Origin of the sequence: Galbibacter kalidii (assembly GCF_026241135.1) — a bacterium.
GTDB lineage: Bacteria > Bacteroidota > Bacteroidia > Flavobacteriales > Flavobacteriaceae > Galbibacter.
In genome coordinates this window covers 53,334-71,142 of sequence record NZ_JAPFGA010000013.1, presented here as the reverse complement: position 1 = coordinate 71,142, position 17,809 = coordinate 53,334, and the positions used below count along the sequence as shown (strand labels likewise).

Annotated in this window: 14 protein-coding genes; 3 read left to right on the top strand and 11 right to left on the bottom strand. The window is 42.1% G+C overall.

Going from position 1 to position 17,809, the window contains the following annotated elements:
- Positions 1-160: 160 nt before the first annotated feature.
- The 3 genes from OOZ15_RS13540 to OOZ15_RS13530 are packed head-to-tail and all read right to left on the bottom strand — an operon-like array spanning position 161 to position 3,106.
- Positions 161-670: a GNAT family N-acetyltransferase gene (locus OOZ15_RS13540; protein ID WP_265956961.1), complete on the bottom strand. Its 510-nt coding sequence runs from the start codon at positions 668-670 to the stop codon at positions 161-163.
- 38 nt (positions 671-708) lie between these two features.
- Positions 709-2,187, bottom strand: coding sequence for a hypothetical protein (locus OOZ15_RS13535; RefSeq protein ID WP_265956960.1), 1,479 nt, complete (start codon positions 2,185-2,187; stop codon positions 709-711).
- 55 nt (positions 2,188-2,242) lie between these two features.
- A complete protein-coding gene (locus OOZ15_RS13530) occupies positions 2,243-3,106 on the bottom strand; it encodes a LytR/AlgR family response regulator transcription factor (RefSeq protein ID WP_265956959.1) in 864 nt (287 codons plus the stop codon).
- A 136-nt stretch (positions 3,107-3,242) separates the two neighbouring features.
- Between OOZ15_RS13530 and OOZ15_RS13525 the strand changes: the two genes are divergently transcribed.
- Together OOZ15_RS13525 and OOZ15_RS13520 are read left to right on the top strand one after the other, a co-directional pair.
- The gene (locus tag OOZ15_RS13525; RefSeq protein ID WP_265956958.1) at positions 3,243-3,614 is read left to right on the top strand and encodes a hypothetical protein; all 372 of its coding nucleotides are present in this window, start codon (positions 3,243-3,245) and stop codon (positions 3,612-3,614) included.
- 278 nt (positions 3,615-3,892) lie between these two features.
- Positions 3,893-4,732, top strand: a complete 840-nt coding sequence (locus OOZ15_RS13520) for an RteC domain-containing protein (protein WP_265956957.1) — start codon at positions 3,893-3,895, stop codon at positions 4,730-4,732.
- Here the strand turns inward: OOZ15_RS13520 and mobC are convergent.
- The 8 genes from mobC to OOZ15_RS13480 form a co-directional block, all read right to left on the bottom strand.
- Entirely contained in the window at positions 4,729-6,714 is a 1,986-nt protein-coding gene (mobC, locus tag OOZ15_RS13515; protein WP_265956956.1) for a conjugal transfer protein MobC, read from the bottom strand. The two genes, OOZ15_RS13520 and mobC, sit on opposite strands and share 4 nt — an antisense overlap.
- A 7-nt stretch (positions 6,715-6,721) precedes the next feature.
- Positions 6,722-7,963, bottom strand: coding sequence for a relaxase/mobilization nuclease domain-containing protein (locus OOZ15_RS13510; RefSeq protein WP_265956955.1), 1,242 nt, complete (start codon positions 7,961-7,963; stop codon positions 6,722-6,724).
- Positions 7,948-8,346 (bottom strand): plasmid mobilization protein, encoded by a 399-nt coding sequence (locus tag OOZ15_RS13505; RefSeq protein ID WP_265956954.1) that lies wholly within the window; start codon positions 8,344-8,346, stop codon positions 7,948-7,950. The genes OOZ15_RS13510 and OOZ15_RS13505 overlap by 16 nt, the downstream gene beginning before the upstream one ends.
- Positions 8,347-8,523: 177 nt before the next feature.
- Positions 8,524-8,739, bottom strand: coding sequence for a hypothetical protein (locus tag OOZ15_RS13500; protein ID WP_265956953.1), 216 nt, complete (start codon positions 8,737-8,739; stop codon positions 8,524-8,526).
- Between the two features lie 112 nt (positions 8,740-8,851).
- Positions 8,852-10,777 carry a UvrD-helicase domain-containing protein gene (locus OOZ15_RS13495; protein WP_265956952.1) on the bottom strand — a complete coding sequence of 642 codons (1,926 nt, stop codon included), beginning with the start codon at positions 10,775-10,777 and terminating at the stop codon, positions 8,852-8,854.
- Complete coding sequence (locus tag OOZ15_RS13490) at positions 10,759-12,840, bottom strand: ATP-dependent nuclease (protein ID WP_265956951.1); 2,082 nt, start codon at positions 12,838-12,840, stop codon at positions 10,759-10,761. The genes OOZ15_RS13495 and OOZ15_RS13490 overlap by 19 nt, the downstream gene beginning before the upstream one ends.
- A gap of 161 nt (positions 12,841-13,001) precedes the next feature.
- Positions 13,002-13,310, bottom strand: coding sequence for a helix-turn-helix domain-containing protein (locus OOZ15_RS13485; protein WP_265956950.1), 309 nt, complete (start codon positions 13,308-13,310; stop codon positions 13,002-13,004).
- A gap of 194 nt (positions 13,311-13,504) precedes the next feature.
- The gene (locus OOZ15_RS13480) at positions 13,505-13,819 is read right to left on the bottom strand and encodes a DUF6922 domain-containing protein (protein ID WP_265956949.1); all 315 of its coding nucleotides are present in this window, start codon (positions 13,817-13,819) and stop codon (positions 13,505-13,507) included.
- An 864-nt stretch (positions 13,820-14,683) separates the two neighbouring features.
- Here OOZ15_RS13480 and OOZ15_RS13475 point away from each other — a divergent pair.
- Entirely contained in the window at positions 14,684-17,806 is a 3,123-nt protein-coding gene (locus OOZ15_RS13475; protein WP_265956948.1) for a SusC/RagA family TonB-linked outer membrane protein, read from the top strand.
- Positions 17,807-17,809: the final 3 nt, after the last annotated feature.

The following is a 17,809-nucleotide window of genomic DNA, read 5'->3' as shown; positions in this document are numbered from 1 at the left end:
CTCCAGAAGAAAACGCACTTCTTCAGGCGAGCACCGGTTGTCCAGATAGCGGAGGAATATTTCTTGTAATGTATCGTGATTTTCCACTTTTCGTCCGTTGTGTTTATAGTAATACGGACGGGGAGGGGGGTATATCTGCTCGGGGGGTATTTTTTCTTTTCTACTCGAATTTTAAGAACAGTCCCAAATAGTTGTCGTGAATAGTGCTTTTCCAAGGTTTTCCATAGTGTCTGAATCCATTACGTTCTAGTATTTTTACCATTGCCGGATTTGCACTTATTTCTGTTGAAGCCATGAGATTCCCTTTTCCAAATTCCTTAATTAATAGCTTAACCATATTTGAGGCTATACCATTTCCCAAATGTTCTTTTTGAGTAAATATGTAACCCAACTCCCATTCAAAGTCATCGGATAAAGAGGCGAGATCAGCCTTAATACTATCAAAGTCAGACTTTGTCTTGGGTTTAATCGCTCCTATGGCAACTGGTTTATCATTGACAGATGCAATGCCTATTAGCTTACATCTGTCAGCTTTTTTGGAAAAATCACCTTCTACCTTGCCTTGTTCTTTTAATAGTTTTCCAAATGTTCTTCGGTGGCTATCTAGAAAGTCGATTCTTTTAATTATATCATATTGAATTATCATTTCAAACTGGTTATAATTGTTCATTTATACATCGTGTAAAAATATTTTTTAATCATTTACTGCTATCTTTTTCCATATTTCCGGAATGCCGCAATAAACTGGTAAATTAAAAATCCGGTCACGATCTTGTTGATCCAGTCGATCGTTACACTCCATCCTGTCAATTCTTTCTTTCCTACCAAAAAATCAATCCTATGAGTAATATCCAAAAAGGAAAAATAATACCCAATCAAGTTCCAATCAAAAGAAGTGTTTATAAAAATCCTGTCTATGCTTAACAAATAAAGAATGTAAAGACAGACAGAAAAGAGAAACATCCATCCTAATGGATGCTTAATGGAAGTGCCATGATTATTGGAAATACTGTTCAAACCTAAAATAAACTTATCCCATTTTGAAACATCTTTTATTTTCAGTAAAGCCTCATTGGCAACAGAGTGTAGTTTTTGTGCTTCAAAAAAATTACCTGAAGATTCCAAACGTTTTTTTAACTGAAGAAAGATTTCATATCGATTCCTGTCATTATTATCTTCTTTCACCTCCGGGTAATGTATATTCCCAACAGAAATGAATTTCTCGAACTCATCGTATTTATCTGGAAAGCCACATGAAGTGAAGTTTGCCAGTCCAAATGAACTTTGGAAAAAGGAAACAAGGTCGTACTCCTTGAAAGAAACGTTGTCGAACCACACATTATCCAGGTTGCTTCGGCGAATTTCAAAGTGGATCTTGCCTTCCTGATCCGTTCCAGATGGTTTGATCCCAAAAAAAGACGCTCTACCGCTAACGGAGAAACTATGAATATAGATACGGTCAATGCCAGATCTTTCAACTTTCAATTCACCGTTCGCATTTCCGCTGATACTCAATCCGGATAATAATGCATGCTCTACGCGGGTTCTGTAATGCTCTTGATCGGGAGAATACCTCAAGTCCAAGAAAATATTCAATTTATTCCTTTCTTCATTGGTCAATCGCTGTATATCCCTTGCCTTTTGGTCAGGGTCATTTCGGTCATCACGTATATTCACATGGTAGACCACCTCGGTGCCTGCATCAATTATATATGATTGTTTTTGGGCAATCAATTCTCTACGAAAATCTCTTCGTGTGAGAGGGTTATTGTTCCATGAAGTTGGTACTCTATGCCTTTTGTCAAATGAAACATGAACTTTTTTTAGGTCTTGCAAGAATATCACACCATTAATAAAACAATTCGTCAAATTAACAAGTCTAATATTTGATTTTTTGACAATCCCGCTGATCATGCAATTATCAAATAAAACAGAAATATTAGGGGATGACACATCTTCAATTTTTATATCACCAATACAACAATCTGAAAAAAATATGCTTATGTCTTTAAAATCAATATCTTCGGTGTTTTCTATACGAAGTGAATCAAATGTGCAGTTGCTAAATAAATAGGTAACTTTTCCCTCTTTAAATTCAACTTCCTCAAAATCAGAAGATTTCAAAGTCATTACTGTGTTTCCGGAAAATGCTAAATCTTCAAATTTACTGTAAGGGTTACCATCCATTTATTTGTACATTCTATTAGTATTCCAAGTTTTCACAATCAAAACAACAACAGCGCTATCTCTCTACCCATTCCTTAAACCGCCTGGCCCTTCCCTGGCTGACAATGACCGGCTGTATTTCTGCTTCAGGTTCCAGAAACAATTCCAGCTTTCCATACCGGGCGGGCTCAAAATGTTTACAGGCTTTATAATTTACGATCATCTTCCGGTTGACCCGGAAGAACCGTTCCCGGGATAATTGTCCCTCCAGCTTGTTCAGTGACCAGGTGACCAGGTGTCGTTTCCCTTCAAAAGTACACAGATAATTGTGCCCCTGGTCATGGTAGAAGTAACCAATGCCTTCCACCGGCACCGGGATGTTCTTCGCTCCGCTGCTTACTACAAAGACCTCCTTTTCTTTCCGTTTCCGACCTCCGCCGCCTGTATTCCTTTCCACTGGCCGTAACTGGCGGACCTTTCTCTCGAATATAGTGGAACGGAGGATAAAGTAATACACCAGGTAATACAGGTTGAACAGCAGGATCAGCGATACGATATAAGGGAAGGCATACACCAGGTAATAGGTATCTTCAATGATGTTCATCCCAAACAACCGGAAATACAAAGCTGCCAGGAGGAAATCCACCACGGCAGGCAGCAATACCCCGAAAACCACCTGTAGGGCAGTTCGGGGAACGGGGTTCTTTTTCCAGTCGTAGTACCTGTCAAGCCTTCGGGTCACATAAGCGATCAGCTCTACCAGTACCAGGGCGATGACCAGGCTGCTCCCGAACTCCGCGTAGAAACGCCAGGAAAGCAAACGGGGGAGAATATCCCCGGCGCCTCCAAATTCGGTGGCCATAAGCGCCCCTGCCACGGCAGCAAAAATACGGAGGCCCCGATCCTTGTATCCGGGGAGCTGAAGATTTGGCTGGTTCATTTTTTATATGTGAAATAACCTCCTAAAAACACCTAGGTGATTCACCTGTTTTTTAGGGTGTAATTTGATTATATTTATAGTTTATTTACTTTTATAAATATAATTTATATTTCTATCATAAAAAAGTCAATGAACCATGGAACCTTTAACACCTGACGGAATTACCATCAAAAAAGATGAGCTCTATGCTCTTTCGGATAATGAATTGATTGAGCAGGCCAGGGCTATCTGCCACGACCTGAAAGCTTGGATAGAAGACCATTTTACATTGAGCCCACAGCAATCGGACTACCTGGGCGGGATACCGGGGAGGGTTCTCTTCGGGTGGGGCGCCCAGCTTGCCGCCATAGTGATAAGCCGTGGGGACCTGGAACTTGATATGGCCCCTCACAATGATCCGAAAAGAACCAAGCAAACGGATATCTTCTGCTCCGGCTTTATCCACTACGAGCCGGAAGGGGCTTCAACCTTTGATGTGCAGGGTTCTTATACCGAGACTTTGCCCTGATATTCCGGGATCAGCCCAAAAGACAGGTAGGTGTTTTTCACTTCTTGCGTATAAAAAAACGCGAAGTTTAGTATGTTTTTAAATGTCAAATATTTTACGGATGTGTTTTTCTGTTCCATGATCTAAAATACTTGCTTCAAGATATTTACATCTGTTTTATTCTTCCCGGACAGATCATTTCCCATAATTTTGATGTACAGTCTATTTTACTTATATCCCCTATGTTATAAGTGGTAAAATTTACGGACCAGGGATATACTAACTCACATCAGTCGACCATGATTACATTTACCAACACACTTTACGAGCAAGCAAGCGAGGAACTCCTCCACGTACGGGAAACAGAGAGCAATACACTGAAACAGGCAGAAAAGGCATACCTTGTCATGCACACTGCCCTGCAAAAATTAAAGGATTATATCCTGCGACATACCTATAAGGATACTGGGGAAGAAGTCCGTTTTTTCAAGGAAATAAAGCCCCGGTTCTTAAAGAAACTCATCTATTTTTCAGAGGTTTTCCGGGTGGAGAGCAGCCTTCCGGCAGGAAATAATAAAAGGCGAAAGAATCATTACCGGGAGGCCATGGAGAATATTGTGGACTTTTTTGAACGCAACCGCGAGTTCTACCTGTATTACCGACTTGGAAAGACCGAACTGGATGAAAAGCTCTTCCGCAGCGGGAAAGAGGTCAACTTCCCCTATACGGAAACCTATTTCTGGAATGCCGACCCGCGCTTCTGCTGCCACTGCTGTCATAAGGTCGCCATGTTCCAGGCCTATGAGAAATTACAGGATTACCTGCTGGAGGCCGCCGCCAATGAAGAGCAGCAAGCGCCTCTTTTCCAACAGGCGGACATTACCTGGACCGCCCCGAAAGTATGGCTCATAGAGCTGATCTACGCGCTTATTGCTACCGGGGTATTTAACCGGGGCAATGCCAGTATACGCGAGGTCTCCTCCCTGGCAGGCACGATGTTTCAAAAAGACCTGGGGGAATATTACCGGGTGTTCCAGGAGATCCGCATTCGCAAAAAGAACCGCACGGTCTTTATGGACCTGCTCAAAGAAAGACTCGTGAGGTACATGAACGACACGGATAAACGCAGGAGGAATTAGCTCCCCTTTTCGATGAGCAGGTGAGCGAGCGACGGGGTATCGTAAATACGTTCTATTTCGGTCTCGATCATTTCAGCGATCTCCTGTTTGATCTTCAGGTAGTTCTTTTCGATCTCCGCCTGGGTGACTTGCTTGACCTCCGGTAAGGACCGGTATCCCGCTTCTTCTTCCTTTATGGCCTGGTGGTCGTTGATGATCTCGTTGTGAAAGGTTTTTAGCTTGATCTTCTGATCCGGGTTATCGGCTACCATCCCCACAAACTCCCCGGAGCTTAAGGCAGATATCTTCGATGGCGGAATGGCCGATTCCAGTTGGGCGGAGCGGCTCAGGGAGGTGTCGGTGGCATTAATGGAGAGGCTCTCCCGATCCTGCATGATCTTCCCGAAACGTTCGGAGAGCTGCCGGGCGGTATCGCCCACAACCTGGCCACTGATGATGTTCCCCACGATACCTGCGATCACTTCGGCCTGTTCCCTCCCGTAATCCTTACGCAATTGGCTGTAGTCCTGCACGCCAAGGCAGGTGGCTACTTTGTTGGAACGGGCAGTAGCAATAAGATTGTCAATGCCGTTAAAATAAATGGTAGGGAACTCGTCAAAAACAAGGCTGGATCTCAGCTTACCCTTTTGGTTGACGAGCTTGATCATCCGGGAAATATAAAGGGACAGTACCGCCCCGTATACCTGTTGTTTCTGGGGGTTGTTCCCCATGCAGATGACCTTGGGGCTTTCGGGGTTGTTCAGGTCGAGGGTAAAATCATTCCCGGAAAGGACATAGTACAGGTGAGGCGATGAAAGGCGGGCCATTGCGATCTTCGCCGAGGCGATCTGCCCTTCGAGCTGGTCGGTAGCCCCGTTCAGGTAAGCCGTCACAAAGGGGTTTATCAAAACCTCGATCTCCGGTTCTGTCCTGAGCACCGGGAAAAGATCATTGTACTCCACCTGCATGAGCTCTATCACATGGGGCAGTGTACAAAGGTTTCCTCCCTTGTATTTCTTTAAGAACCAAATGACCGCCGTTAAGAAGTTGATGGGGGATTCCACGAAAAAATCCCCTTGCTTCCTGATCCAGTCGCGGTTCAGGCCCAACATAATGGTGCGGGAGGATTCGGAGGCATCGGTAATGTCCTCCATCGTATCCGGATCAAGCGGGTTGCAACGGTGCGTATGGGAGAGCTTTTCAAAGTTGATCACGTAAAAGGCCGGCTTTTTGGAATAGGCGCTCCCGTGTTTGAGAAGGGTGTTATACACGATCCGGGAGAGGTCGTCGTACTTAAAATCATAGACGAACATGGAAAACCCCTTTTTGATGTGTTGGGTAATCACATGGCGGATAACGAAATAGGATTTACCCGATCCGGGGGTACCGATGACCAGCAGTGCACGGAACGGGTTAATGATGTTGATCCACGAGCTGCGTATCTTTCCTTTCAGGTTATACCTGGCCGGCAGGTTGACGGAATACCCGTTCTCCAACAGGCGCTCTTCCTGTGGAAAGGTCTCGTTGAGGGTATTGAAAATATCGTCTTTGAGCTTCAGTCTCAAGAGCCGGGACAAAAGCCCGCCCCCGGTCAGCACCAGCAGGTATCCCGTAAGGGTAGCCGTCATGTACAGGATGGCTATAACCTGTGGGACTGCCCCGATCCTCATCAGGTAATGTGCGGGCAGGTAGATCACCATCCCTGCTGCAAAGGGGACAAGGGCATGGTGGAGTTTGATGTTCTCGTCTTTTTTCCCTCTTGCGCCCAACAGGGAGACAAGCAAAAGGCCAAGGGCCCCGAGCCTGGAATACAACAGGTCTTCAAAAAGCCCGGTATGCCGCAGGTTAAGCAGGATGCGGTCGGTGATCACATGGCTCAGTCCCCATTCCCGGAAAGCCCCGTAGCAATAGATATAGCAATGCAGCACCAATACCACGATGCTGATCTTACGTGTTAAGTCAATGATCTTGCGAAGTGCTTCTTCGTTCTCCCCGGTTCCCATGATCTTTTTAGTCTTTTTTCTTTTTTCTCCTCTTCCTGCTTTTCCTCAGCTCATAAGGAATGTACTCCTCGTATTCAGGTTCTCCCCCGATAAGTTCTTCCAGCACCCCTTCTAAAAGGCCTTTATGCCGGGTTATTTTCTCCACCGGGGCAACATCAGCTCTTTCAGCAGGACGTTCTTTTTCCGACTGATGCAATCTGCCGGAAAACCGTTTCATCAGTGCTCCGGCACTGTAGGATTTCCCCAGGTCGCTTCCCTTAAAGACCGACCGGCTGGTATTATCAATAAAAGTGACCCCGTAGATCAGCCCTTGCGTATTTTCCCTGAAAACAGCCCGGATGCCCTTTTTGCGAAGCTCACCGGCCCACTGTTCCCGGGTGAGGTCCCCCGGAGCCAGGATTTTGTCAACCACTCTTCGAAGGCGTTCTTTATGAGGCTTTCTTAAGAGCTTGTTCCGCTCAAATTTTTTTTCCAGCTTCGTTAGGGTAGGCTTTGAATAGATGGAACTGGCTTTGATGGGTACGCCCAGTTTGTTGCCGCTCTCATCACAGATGTGGTATACCAACCCCTTGTGTTGATGCATTCGCGTGTTCTCAGCCCCACGGCTTGCCCTTACGTTGAACTGGCCCAGCACTGCGTTGAGTTCTGCCAGGGAAGTAAACCTATATGAGCGGACGACCTCCCGCACGATACCAGAGATCGCCGCTTTGGTCCCGGATTTTCCATAAGCCGCCTTTTCCAGTGCAGCCGGGCGGAGCAGGTAAACTTCCTCTTTCTTTTGCTCTTCGGCTTTTACCAGCCCGTACTGTTTCTCGATGGCCTTGCGGGCCACTTCAGACTGGAATTTCCCCAGGTTGTGGGTCTCTATGCGGTTCCCCCCGTTTTGGATGTTGGTTGTCACAATATGGATGTGGGGGTGGCCGGCATCAAAATGCCGGTAGACCAGGTATGGCTGGTCCCCGAAACCGATCCCCTCCATATACCGGTCTGCAACGGCCTTCAATAGTCCTGGGGTGAGCCGGTCCTGATTGGAGAAGTTGAGTGATATATGCAGGGTATTGGTCTTGGTCCTTTTGTTCTGCATGGTAAGCGCCTGGAAACGTCCCAGCTTTTGGTGAAAATCCATTTTCTTCTCGTCCGCCAAAAAACCGCTGGCCATAAGCAGCCCGGCCTGTCCTTGCCCTACTTTGTTCTCATTGTAGTGCAAAGCGCCGCGGATGCTTTTCCCGGTGATTATCTTTGCGACCATTTCTTGCCCAATTCACTCATTATATCCAATACCTTCCCTGTTACCTCAGAAACTTCCCTACTGGCAGCGGCTATCCTCCGGGCATAAAACCTTTTTTTGCCGGGATCACGGGTATTGTGAAAATAGCGGGTCACCTGGTTGATGTTCACCCCGATGGCACGCAGCTCCTTTTTGATCCCCGACAGCTTTTCCATGAGTTCCACAAGGGAAGCATCATAGGTCTTTACCGTGATCTCTTTGCTGAATATCATCTCCCGGAGCAGCTCGCTCATATTCCGGTTAAAAGCGTTTTTAGCCAATAGCTTTTCCAACTGCTTCTTCTCCGCCCGGGTAAGCCTTATGGTCAAACGGTTTTCATATTTTATTGTCTTTTGCTTTGCCATTTTCTCCAGTCAGATGAAAATTCGAGTTCCGAGAATTTTCCCCCGAAGCAACTCCGGCAGCGAAGGGCAAGATGGGATTGGCGTCAGACAATCCTACATCTTGCTGATTGCAAAAAAGCAGCAATCCAAACCCTTCCAAAGATTTATTTCCGATCGTTTGAAACAGGGGGATAGGGTTCAATGTCTTAGGTTCCACATCCATTTATTGGCATGTGCTTTCCAATCGTGAATGGGAATGTTTGAATCGGTCATCCAGTCGGTGCTGGTGAAATAATAATAGAAGATCTCGGCCTCTTCCTGGGGAAATCCGTTCTGAATGAAATAGCCTATGACTTCCTCCAGGAAAGGTGGGTTAACGTTTCCGGTTTCGTGGTTTGGTGTGTGATTTTCCATGTCTCTCAATTTTGGTTCTGTATCAAAATTGAAAGGGTTTAATGGATATTTTTCACACTGATGACCGGGGTGGGGTGGTTTTGACTAAGGTTTATGGTAAAACTTTCAAAAATTACAATGGGATAACGTTTTGTTCTCCAAACCATTCTTTCGCTTTACCCACTACCTGCGGACTAGGATTGTGATAGAAAACCGCTAAATTCTCTTTAGCTCGGGTGCAACATACATAGAAAATCTTTTGTGTTCTTTCCAAAACGCTTGCTGTACCAGTATTCAAGAACATATTCTCAAAGTTGTATTTATTCCAACCACCATTATCCAATATGACCAAAACATTATTGAACTCTGTCCCTTTTGTCTTATGCTGAGTAGAAAACGGTGTCTTCCCTTCTAGATAATCGTACAGTTTTTGAAATTCGCAGAAACCAACTTCCCTTACCCTGTTGTACAGGTATTCATTCCTTGCTTTGAAATCCTCAAGTTTATCATCTATTAGGCAAATGCCCTTCTCATGAGCATCATTGATCACTTCTTCAATGGTTTTGTTTCTGACATTGATTAGGCCTTCAATATTGTCCTTCAATATCCTTTTAGCTGCAATACTGACGATTTTGTCTTTGTAGTCCGTAGCTCGCAAAAACTCGTTATACCTACCAGTTTGGTACAGCACGATGCTGTTTTGAATTTTAAAAAGATGTTTTATCAGGTTGTCCCGCTTTGAACCCTTTTTGTTCTCATCATCCTCATCTTGCTTTTTATCATCCAATAGCTGATCCTTATTGACATAGAATTTTGAAAACACCTCATAATTGTAGTTTAATGCAGTCTGATAAAGTGCCTGGTTGCCGTCTATGAAAGTTTGCATAGAAGCTGTTGGACGGACAGCCTTTAATTCTCTACCTACTTTACCATCAGCCAAGACCGCAATAACTTCCCTAAACGTGTTTTGCGAAAAATCAGTAATAATAGCATTGTTCTTGATATACTTCTTAACTCTGTCTCTATAACTCAATATCAAGTCCTTGTCGTAAATGTCCATCAGTGTGCGAAACCCTGCCTTGTCTGCAATCAAGTTATGGGTCAGGTTCAATTCTTTCGTTTCTTTTGCATTTTCAAAGTTCCATCCATGATTTTCAGTTAAGTACTGCTTTATCAAGGAGACATCACCATTGGCTGAATGAATAAACTGAATGTTCCCCTCCTTCACCTGACCATCCATCATGTTTGGTGCTTTCTCATCAGTTGATGGTTCCTGGGTTATGCCGTCTGTTCTTAGTCTGTTTGCCAGATCAATTATTCTGCGGGGGCTCCTTCTATTCTGTGCTTTTTTCACCTCCTTCACATCGCCTTCCGCATCACCTTTATATTCATCCAGATTCCCAATTCCATCATCATAGATGGATTGCATAGCATCTCCGAAAAAACCGATTAGGTTATTTTTCTCACTTTTCTTGAAGTGATTCAGAATAATATCCACAACAGCCGTATTCGTATCCTGGTACTCATCAATAAAAATGAACTGGTATTTGTCTTTAACAATGGCGCTGAGTTTGGGATACTTTTCAAAAAGGTGATTTGCTACAAGCAGTAGTTCGTCATGGGAAATAATGCCCTCTTTGAGTTTTAAATACTCCTTATACTGAATACCTTTTTCAAGTTCATCAAAATAATTATCCGGTATTGAGCCGTCTTCACCAATAGATATCTTGGCGTCTTCATCATTTGCTAAAGCAATGATAGCGGCCTTTAGCTCTTTTTGAAAGTGTTTGATATTGTCCCACAAAAAGTCGTGAATAGTAGATACATTCAGATTTTTATGGTTTACCCGCTCTTCAATTTCTTTAACTGCTGCATTGGTGTACGTCATACAAGCCACCTTAGCCGTAGGATATTCAGCAATAACTTGCCGGATAACCTGAACCAATGAATAGGTCTTGCCGCTACCTGCGCCTCCGCTCAGCAAAAAATTGCGCTTGCTATCAATGCACTGGAAAATTTCCTGTACTTCCGGTTCTAATGTTAATCTTTCTTCAACCATAGCAGCCCTTCTTTGATATAAGCGGGAATTTCCCAGTTACTGAAATCTGTATTGCTGTGATACAGAATGTCTAAGGCAAAATGCGTTTTTTTCTTTATGCACCTTTCGGCCAGTTCATAAGCACCAATACCATTTTCAAAAAACTCTTTATTCTGAAGTCCTCTGAAATTCTCTTTGTTGACATTTACAAATTCTTTGTTTATATGGATAAATGCATCTTCAAAACTCCGGGCATGATATTCTTGTTCCTCTATCTGATAGGCAATTAGCAACCTTTCTTCTTTGAGTAGCTTATTATTAAGAGCTAATTTCTTAAGGTTATCCCAATTAGTTTCAGGAAAATAATGAAGAATAGCAGAGTTGCTCGTTCCGATTCCATCCATGACGGGACATGCTTCCTTTTTTGTCTTTCCTCCATCTACAGCAACCTCCCTTATTGAATCAATATCAGTTATGACTAAACTCTTAATTCCTAAAAAGTCAATGAATTTTTCAAATATTTGAGAATAAGCCCCAACTTCAATGACAGAAATATTCTGAGAGAGTAAGGGTAAGTATTCATCCTGTTCACCGGATGCGTTATGCCTTTTCTCTTCTTCAATGTCCACTTTTCTCATAAGGGTGGGGATAAGGATACGCTCCGTATCTCCTTCGATAAGGATAGCCTTATCCGCGAAAAATATTTCTGCCCGACTAATGGTAAGATATTGTTTTAAGAATTGATATTGATTTGTTTCATTATTATAATCATCCTTTAGGTCTTTCAAGTTTCGGGCTATTATTCCGCTATTTTCCTTTTTCAGATATTTGATGTCGTCAAAATCACTGTCTGCCACAATGCAAGATGAATGCGTACTAATAATGTACTGCAAATCCCTGTTCTCACCATCTTGCCGTACTATGCCTTCATCAAGTAGTTTTTTAATATTTTTGATAAACACATACTGCATCTGGGGATGTGTATGTGCTTCTGGTTCTTCAATGAAAAGAAGGTTAATATCCGCCGGCTTTTTATCTTTTTCTCGCTTAAATTCATTAACAAGAATCTCTATTTCAAAGATCATACTAATGAGATTCATGTAACCTAAGCCATTGTAATATTCTGGAAGACGGTTGTCCGCATCATGCTTATAAACAACTGTTGTATTTCCCTCCAGTAATTCCCGATGTTGTAAGGTGGATATTATTTCAATCTCAGATTCATTGATTTTTACACCCCCAAAATCTTTTACTTTCTTGACTATGTCATCAAAAAGCGTCTTATAGATATCGCTTAAATGAGTATCCGTTTCACTTAATTTGTCCTTAAAATCTTCAACAGCTCTGTTTTGTTCATCATTTGTCTCCGTGCGTCTATATATCCTTGATGTCTGTCCCGAAAGGGTTTTGTCAACATCTTTATTCGTAACATCTCTTTTTGCACTGATATACTTAAAGTTGATAATATCTGCAATGCTGATTTTTTCAGTTTCCAGATCAATGTAAGTATCAGTACTTGCTTTTTGGGTAGTTAGGTTATAGGCTAATGAACGTTTATCAGTTCTGAAGAAAGCAGCGTGACTTGATTGTAGAAAATCACTTAAGTTTCGTTTTTTATAATCGGGTTTATCACGTTTTTTCTGTTTTTCTTTTGTTTCAAATTCCGCGTATTCACTTCTTAAGCGGGTGTATTCATTATAATCTAAAGTGTATTGAAAGCCGAGGACAATAACATTGTTGTCCGGGTCCAAATCCATCATCACCCGACTGATATTTGAAAGGTTATCTTCCTCTCCGTATTCGATAAATAACCTAAGTCGTATTCCTAAAGGATCATATTCATCCTCTTCAATAGCCTCTCCTGCTTCTATCTTTCCTTTGAGTTCCTTCTTGAAATCAATATTAAAATCATCAAAGAAGAATTTATTTCTTTCCGAAGGGTTTAAGAATTTGTTCAGGATAGATAGTATGGAGGTTTTACCTGTGTTATTTTTACCGATTACCAGGGACAGTTCCTTTTCCAAGTCCATGGAAAAGTCTTTCAACAATCGGTAGTTCTCTATTTCTATCTTAAATACTTTCATATTAAATCAGGTTGGTATGGTATCTATAAAATCAAGTATTTTATGCATAACATTATCATGTTTCTTTCTTACGCTTCTGACTTGCAATGCTGGCATACTCAACACCTAGCCGGTCGGCAAAATGATTTGGCAACTCTTGTTCTATAGCTTGTATGGAATCTCTATTTCGCATTTCGGTTTTTGGTCATATCTCTTATTTTCCGTTCAGCCACTTTCAATGCATCTGTTGCCAAATCCTCATCTTTCAAGTCATAAACTACCCGATCACTCAAGTAGTTGATGAGCAATTCCCTTTCGTTTACATCAAAAATTCGGGCAATCTGGATGATCTGTTCTTTGGAGGCTTTTCGTTCTCCTCTTTCAATCTTGCTCAAAATGGATTGGTCAATATCTAATTCAGCGGCTACTTTCCTTAGAGGCAATCCCTGATCTTCCCTTAACTTCCTTATTTGCTCTCCTATTGACAACATTTATTTGGACTAAAATTATTTGGACTGAACTTGACCAAAAATAATAATTTGAAAGTCCTTTTCATAGACAACCTCTATGAAAGTTATTAACACGATCAGGCATCAGTCACATTGACTTCCTCCTTACCACTTGCTGTCCCTCATGAAGTAAGAGAAGAGCTGTTGTTTATAAGTAGCGAGTATATAAGAAGATGTTAAATCCAGTGTCCGGGGCGAGACCGCTTGCGCCAATAGGCTTTTAATTCTTCTGGCTTCACACCTAATCTTTCCTCTGCCAATCGTATTGCGCGATCAGTCAAATAGTTAGTTTCATTTTTTAATGTTTCCACAACCTTGGATTTGCCGTAGTAACGAAGCATTTCTTCCCATTCTTCCTCGTTCCCTCTTTCTACTACACGGCCAATAACTGTCCGATAAGCCTTAACCCAATCCATTTTTTCGTAGCGGAACTCCCAAAACAACCGCCGAGGCAGATTTGGTCCTTTCTTATCTGAAGATTCTTGTGTCATAATCTTTGTTCTACAAAAGATTTCTCTATTTCGTTCTTGATTACAGATCAAAAAACTTGGTTGTCAAGCCTTGGTTTAACACTAATCAAATTAGCCAAGAGCATTAATTCTTCAATGAATTGGTTCGACAATAGTCCGGGGAGCTCCATGTTCAAATCCAGTGTCCAGGTCGAGATCGTTTTACCCTAATGGGATGGTCTTCTGGGCTAATCTTTCCCCCACCATCATCTTACATATAGTGTTAAAAGGTCGTAGTTTGAGGATCAAGCAAGCCTGCTAGAAGTGCCAATTCCTCAAAAAGTTGGTTCGATTTTTGTAACGTTGACTCTACTTTAAAATCATCATTTGGTTGATAGGGGACATTTTTTATAGATTTAAGCTTCCACTTGCTAAATGATCTAAAAAAATATTCTTCAATTCTAATTTTTTTGAATTCATTCAATTTGAGATAATTGTTGTGGATTCTTCAATCGATTATCTGCGATATTAAAATGAATTTATTTTCTTACATATAGTGTTCTAAATCCCTGTTAATGGACATGCCGTTTGTGGTTTGTGACCAGAACACAATAGCATATAACATTGTTTTTTTACTGAAAAATGATAGAGCTGTTCTATCGATATATAAGGATTTTTTCTCATTCAAAATTTATTTAAAGGTAAAATATACTTTTTATTTATATAACAATTTTAACATTAAAAAATTAAAAAAAATACATTTTTAGTTTAGTCATCTTTATAATTTCATATATATTTGGGAAAATTTAACATTTTGATATTGTTTTTTAACCAAAAATTAAGTCAACTAAAAATGGTTGAAACATAGAGTAAATGTTGAATAATACTAACTATAAACTAACATATATGAAGAACACCTTACCTAAAAGTTTGTTGTTCCTGTGTGCACTATTGTGTATAGGAATGACGCAAGCTCAAACTGTTAGCGGAAATGTTTCCGAAGCAAATGGACCACTGCCTGGAGCAAGTGTAGTGGTAAAAGGAACAACTAATGGAACACAAACCGACTTCGACGGAAATTACACATTAAACAACGTCCCGTCTGATGCTGTGCTTGTATTTAGTTATGTAGGAATGTCAACTCAAGAAATTCCTGTAGACGGCAGATCCACGATCGATGTGGTTATGCAAGAAGACGCCCAAGCCTTAGATGAGGTTATAGTGGTAGGTTATGGAACACAAACAAGAGGGGACGTTACCGGTTCTGTTGCCTCTGTAGATGTGGACGAAGCCACCAAAGTCCCTATGGTTAATGCAGCTGAAGCCCTTCAAGGACGGGTTTCCGGGGTCACAATAACAAATAATGGAACGCCAGGAGCCTCCCCTGTAGTACGTATAAGGGGTTATGGAACTGGTAACAGCAATGATCCTCTTTACATCATTGATGGTGTGCAAACGGATGATCCTAGTATCCTAAACTCCATAAATCCTGCGGATATCCAGCAAATGAACGTGCTTAAGGACGGTGCCGCGGCCATTTACGGCGCCCGGGCATCCAACGGTGTTGTGATCATCACCACCAAAAGTGGCGGCTATAACATGGATACGGCAAAAGTATCGTTCGATATGTACACAGGGTTTTCAACACCGACCAATGTACCTGAGCTACTCGATACACAACAGCATGGGGAAATGCTATGGCAAAGTATTTTAAATGATGACGGAACCCCTTCACATGCCCAATATGGCAATGGTGCAAGCCCGGTTGTTCCCTCAAAAATACAAAGCGTTCCTGTAAGCATGACCGTTAAGCCAAATGGAGGAACCGATTGGTTGGATGAAATTTACAGAACTGCAATTACCCAAAATGCTTCCATTACCTTGGAAAATGGTAATGAAAAATCTAAATTCCTTTTTTCTGCAGGTTTTCTAAACCGTGAAGGTATTCAAATTAAGACTGGATTTAAAAGAGGTTCGGCTAGATTGAATTCCGAATTTAAAATTGGGGATAAAATCCGGATCGGGGAACACACCAACATTTCTTATGACAGAAGAGGCGGAGGGCAATCTTGGTTTAATTTTGCAACAAGGATGTCTCCTTTGGTTCCCGTATATGACGATGAAGGTAATTTTGGAGGTAACTACAGTAATGATACTGGTCTTTCCAACCCGAACAACCCGGTGGCGGAAGCTACCCGACAAGCTGATGATTTCAGGAAAACCTTAAGGGTGTTCGGTGATATCTATGCCACATGGGATATTTTGGATGGACTACAGTTAAAAACATCCCTGGGTGGTTCCATCCGGGCGTACAACGATAGACGCTTTAGGGCATTGATACCTGAGTCTTCTGAGCCCATTGCGACCAACACCCTAACCGAAGCCGATCAAGACATATACGAATGGGTATGGACCAATACGTTAAGCTACAATAAGTCGTTTGGTGATCACAATATCAATGCGCTTGTTGGTATTGAGGCGTTGGAGGTACATAGTAAGGGTAAGGAAATTTCCAGAACAGATTATTTCTTCGAAACACCCGACTACTACTTATTGAGCAATGGAGGTGGTGCAGCCAATGTGGCATACGCCTTTGACAATGCATCGTCTTTGTTCTCTTTGTTTGGAACGGTGAATTACAATTATGATGGTCGTTACTTTTTAACGGCAACTGTTCGACAAGATGAATCATCCAGGTTCGTTGGTGACAACAAGAATGATATTTTCCCCTCATTCAGTGCAGGATGGGTAGTGAGCAATGAAGCCTTTTGGCCTGAAGATTCTTTTGTTAGTAGATTGAAGTTCAAAGGGTCTTGGGGGCAGATGGGCAACCAAACACTCCCCGTGGATAACCCTACCATCAATATATCAACTTTAAGCGAGCAATATGCTAATTACGTATACAGTGGTAGTGGGGGAGCCACCCAAGGAGCGATTTTATCGGCTGCGGGTAACCCAAATTTAAAATGGGAAACCAGTGAAACCACTAACTTTGGTGTTGAACTCGGTTTCTTTGATAATAAACTGAATCTTGCTGCGGAATATTTTACGATCACCACAAAAGATTTGATCAACCAAGACGAATCTTTGTTTAGTTCAACATCCATTGATGCCGCACCTCCCTATGTGAACCTGGGTTCTATTGAGAACAAAGGTGTGGATGCTATCTTAAGTTATGCAGACCAGACAGATTCAGGCTTCAGCTATGGTATAGATGTTAATTTTTCCAGTTACAAAAATGAGGTGATTGACCTAATCAGTGCCTTCCAGGGCGGATTCGACAACTTCAGAACTACGGGTACCGTTACCAGAACGCAAGAGGGGCAACCTATATCATCTTTCTATGGTAGAGTGGTTGAAGGCATTTTTGCTTCTGAAGCTGAAGTATCAGCTGCCGCAGACCAAGGATTTGCTACCCCGGCCGACGGGGTTGGAAGATTCCAATACAGGGATTTGAACAACGATGGCGTGATCAATGATGACGATAGGACCTTTATCGGTTCACCCCACCCGGATTTCACTTATGGGGTCAATTTAACCTTGGGCTACAAAGGTTTCGACATGTCGGCATTTTTTCAAGGTTCCCAAGGAAATGAAATATTTAATAACGATAAGGTGTATACCGACTTTCCATCCTTCTTCAATGCCAATAGAAGTGTAAGGGTATTGGATTCTTGGACACCGGACAATCTAGATGCCGAATTACCGGCTCTGAGCCAAAGTATAACGAACAATGAGGGTAATGCAAATTCATTTTTTGTTGAAGATGGATCGTATATGAGGTTAAAAAACCTACAGATTGGTTACACCCTTAATGAAGAAGTTTCTAGCTATTTAGGTATGGATAGTGTGCGGTTCTACCTTCAAGGGACCAATCTATTCACGATAACCGGTTATGATGGAGTAGATCCTGAACTACAGCCAAGATTTTTAGATAATGGGGCAATAGATAACCTTACCATAGGGGTTTCTGATAACAACTATCCTTTAGCTTCAATTTATTCCTTCGGAATTAATTTAAAATTTTAAAAA

Excerpts from the sequence above, each read along its gene's own strand:
- OOZ15_RS13520 (WP_265956957.1), top strand. The coding sequence starts at position 3,893 with ATGATTACATTTACCAACACACTTTACGAGCAAGCAAGCGAGGAACTC.
- mobC (WP_265956956.1), bottom strand. The coding sequence starts at position 6,714 with ATGGGAACCGGGGAGAACGAAGAAGCACTTCGCAAGATCATTGACTTA.
- OOZ15_RS13475 (WP_265956948.1), top strand. The coding sequence starts at position 14,684 with ATGAAGAACACCTTACCTAAAAGTTTGTTGTTCCTGTGTGCACTATTG.
- OOZ15_RS13540 (WP_265956961.1), bottom strand. The coding sequence starts at position 670 with ATGAACAATTATAACCAGTTTGAAATGATAATTCAATATGATATAATT.
- OOZ15_RS13480 (WP_265956949.1), bottom strand. The coding sequence starts at position 13,819 with ATGACACAAGAATCTTCAGATAAGAAAGGACCAAATCTGCCTCGGCGG.
- OOZ15_RS13485 (WP_265956950.1), bottom strand. The coding sequence starts at position 13,310 with ATGTTGTCAATAGGAGAGCAAATAAGGAAGTTAAGGGAAGATCAGGGA.
- OOZ15_RS13510 (WP_265956955.1), bottom strand. The coding sequence starts at position 7,963 with ATGGTCGCAAAGATAATCACCGGGAAAAGCATCCGCGGCGCTTTGCAC.
- OOZ15_RS13505 (WP_265956954.1), bottom strand. The coding sequence starts at position 8,346 with ATGGCAAAGCAAAAGACAATAAAATATGAAAACCGTTTGACCATAAGG.
- OOZ15_RS13500 (WP_265956953.1), bottom strand. The coding sequence starts at position 8,739 with ATGGAAAATCACACACCAAACCACGAAACCGGAAACGTTAACCCACCT.
- OOZ15_RS13530 (WP_265956959.1), bottom strand. The coding sequence starts at position 3,106 with ATGAACCAGCCAAATCTTCAGCTCCCCGGATACAAGGATCGGGGCCTC.
- OOZ15_RS13495 (WP_265956952.1), bottom strand. The coding sequence starts at position 10,777 with ATGGTTGAAGAAAGATTAACATTAGAACCGGAAGTACAGGAAATTTTC.
- OOZ15_RS13525 (WP_265956958.1), top strand. The coding sequence starts at position 3,243 with ATGGAACCTTTAACACCTGACGGAATTACCATCAAAAAAGATGAGCTC.
- OOZ15_RS13490 (WP_265956951.1), bottom strand. The coding sequence starts at position 12,840 with ATGAAAGTATTTAAGATAGAAATAGAGAACTACCGATTGTTGAAAGAC.
- OOZ15_RS13535 (WP_265956960.1), bottom strand. The coding sequence starts at position 2,187 with ATGGATGGTAACCCTTACAGTAAATTTGAAGATTTAGCATTTTCCGGA.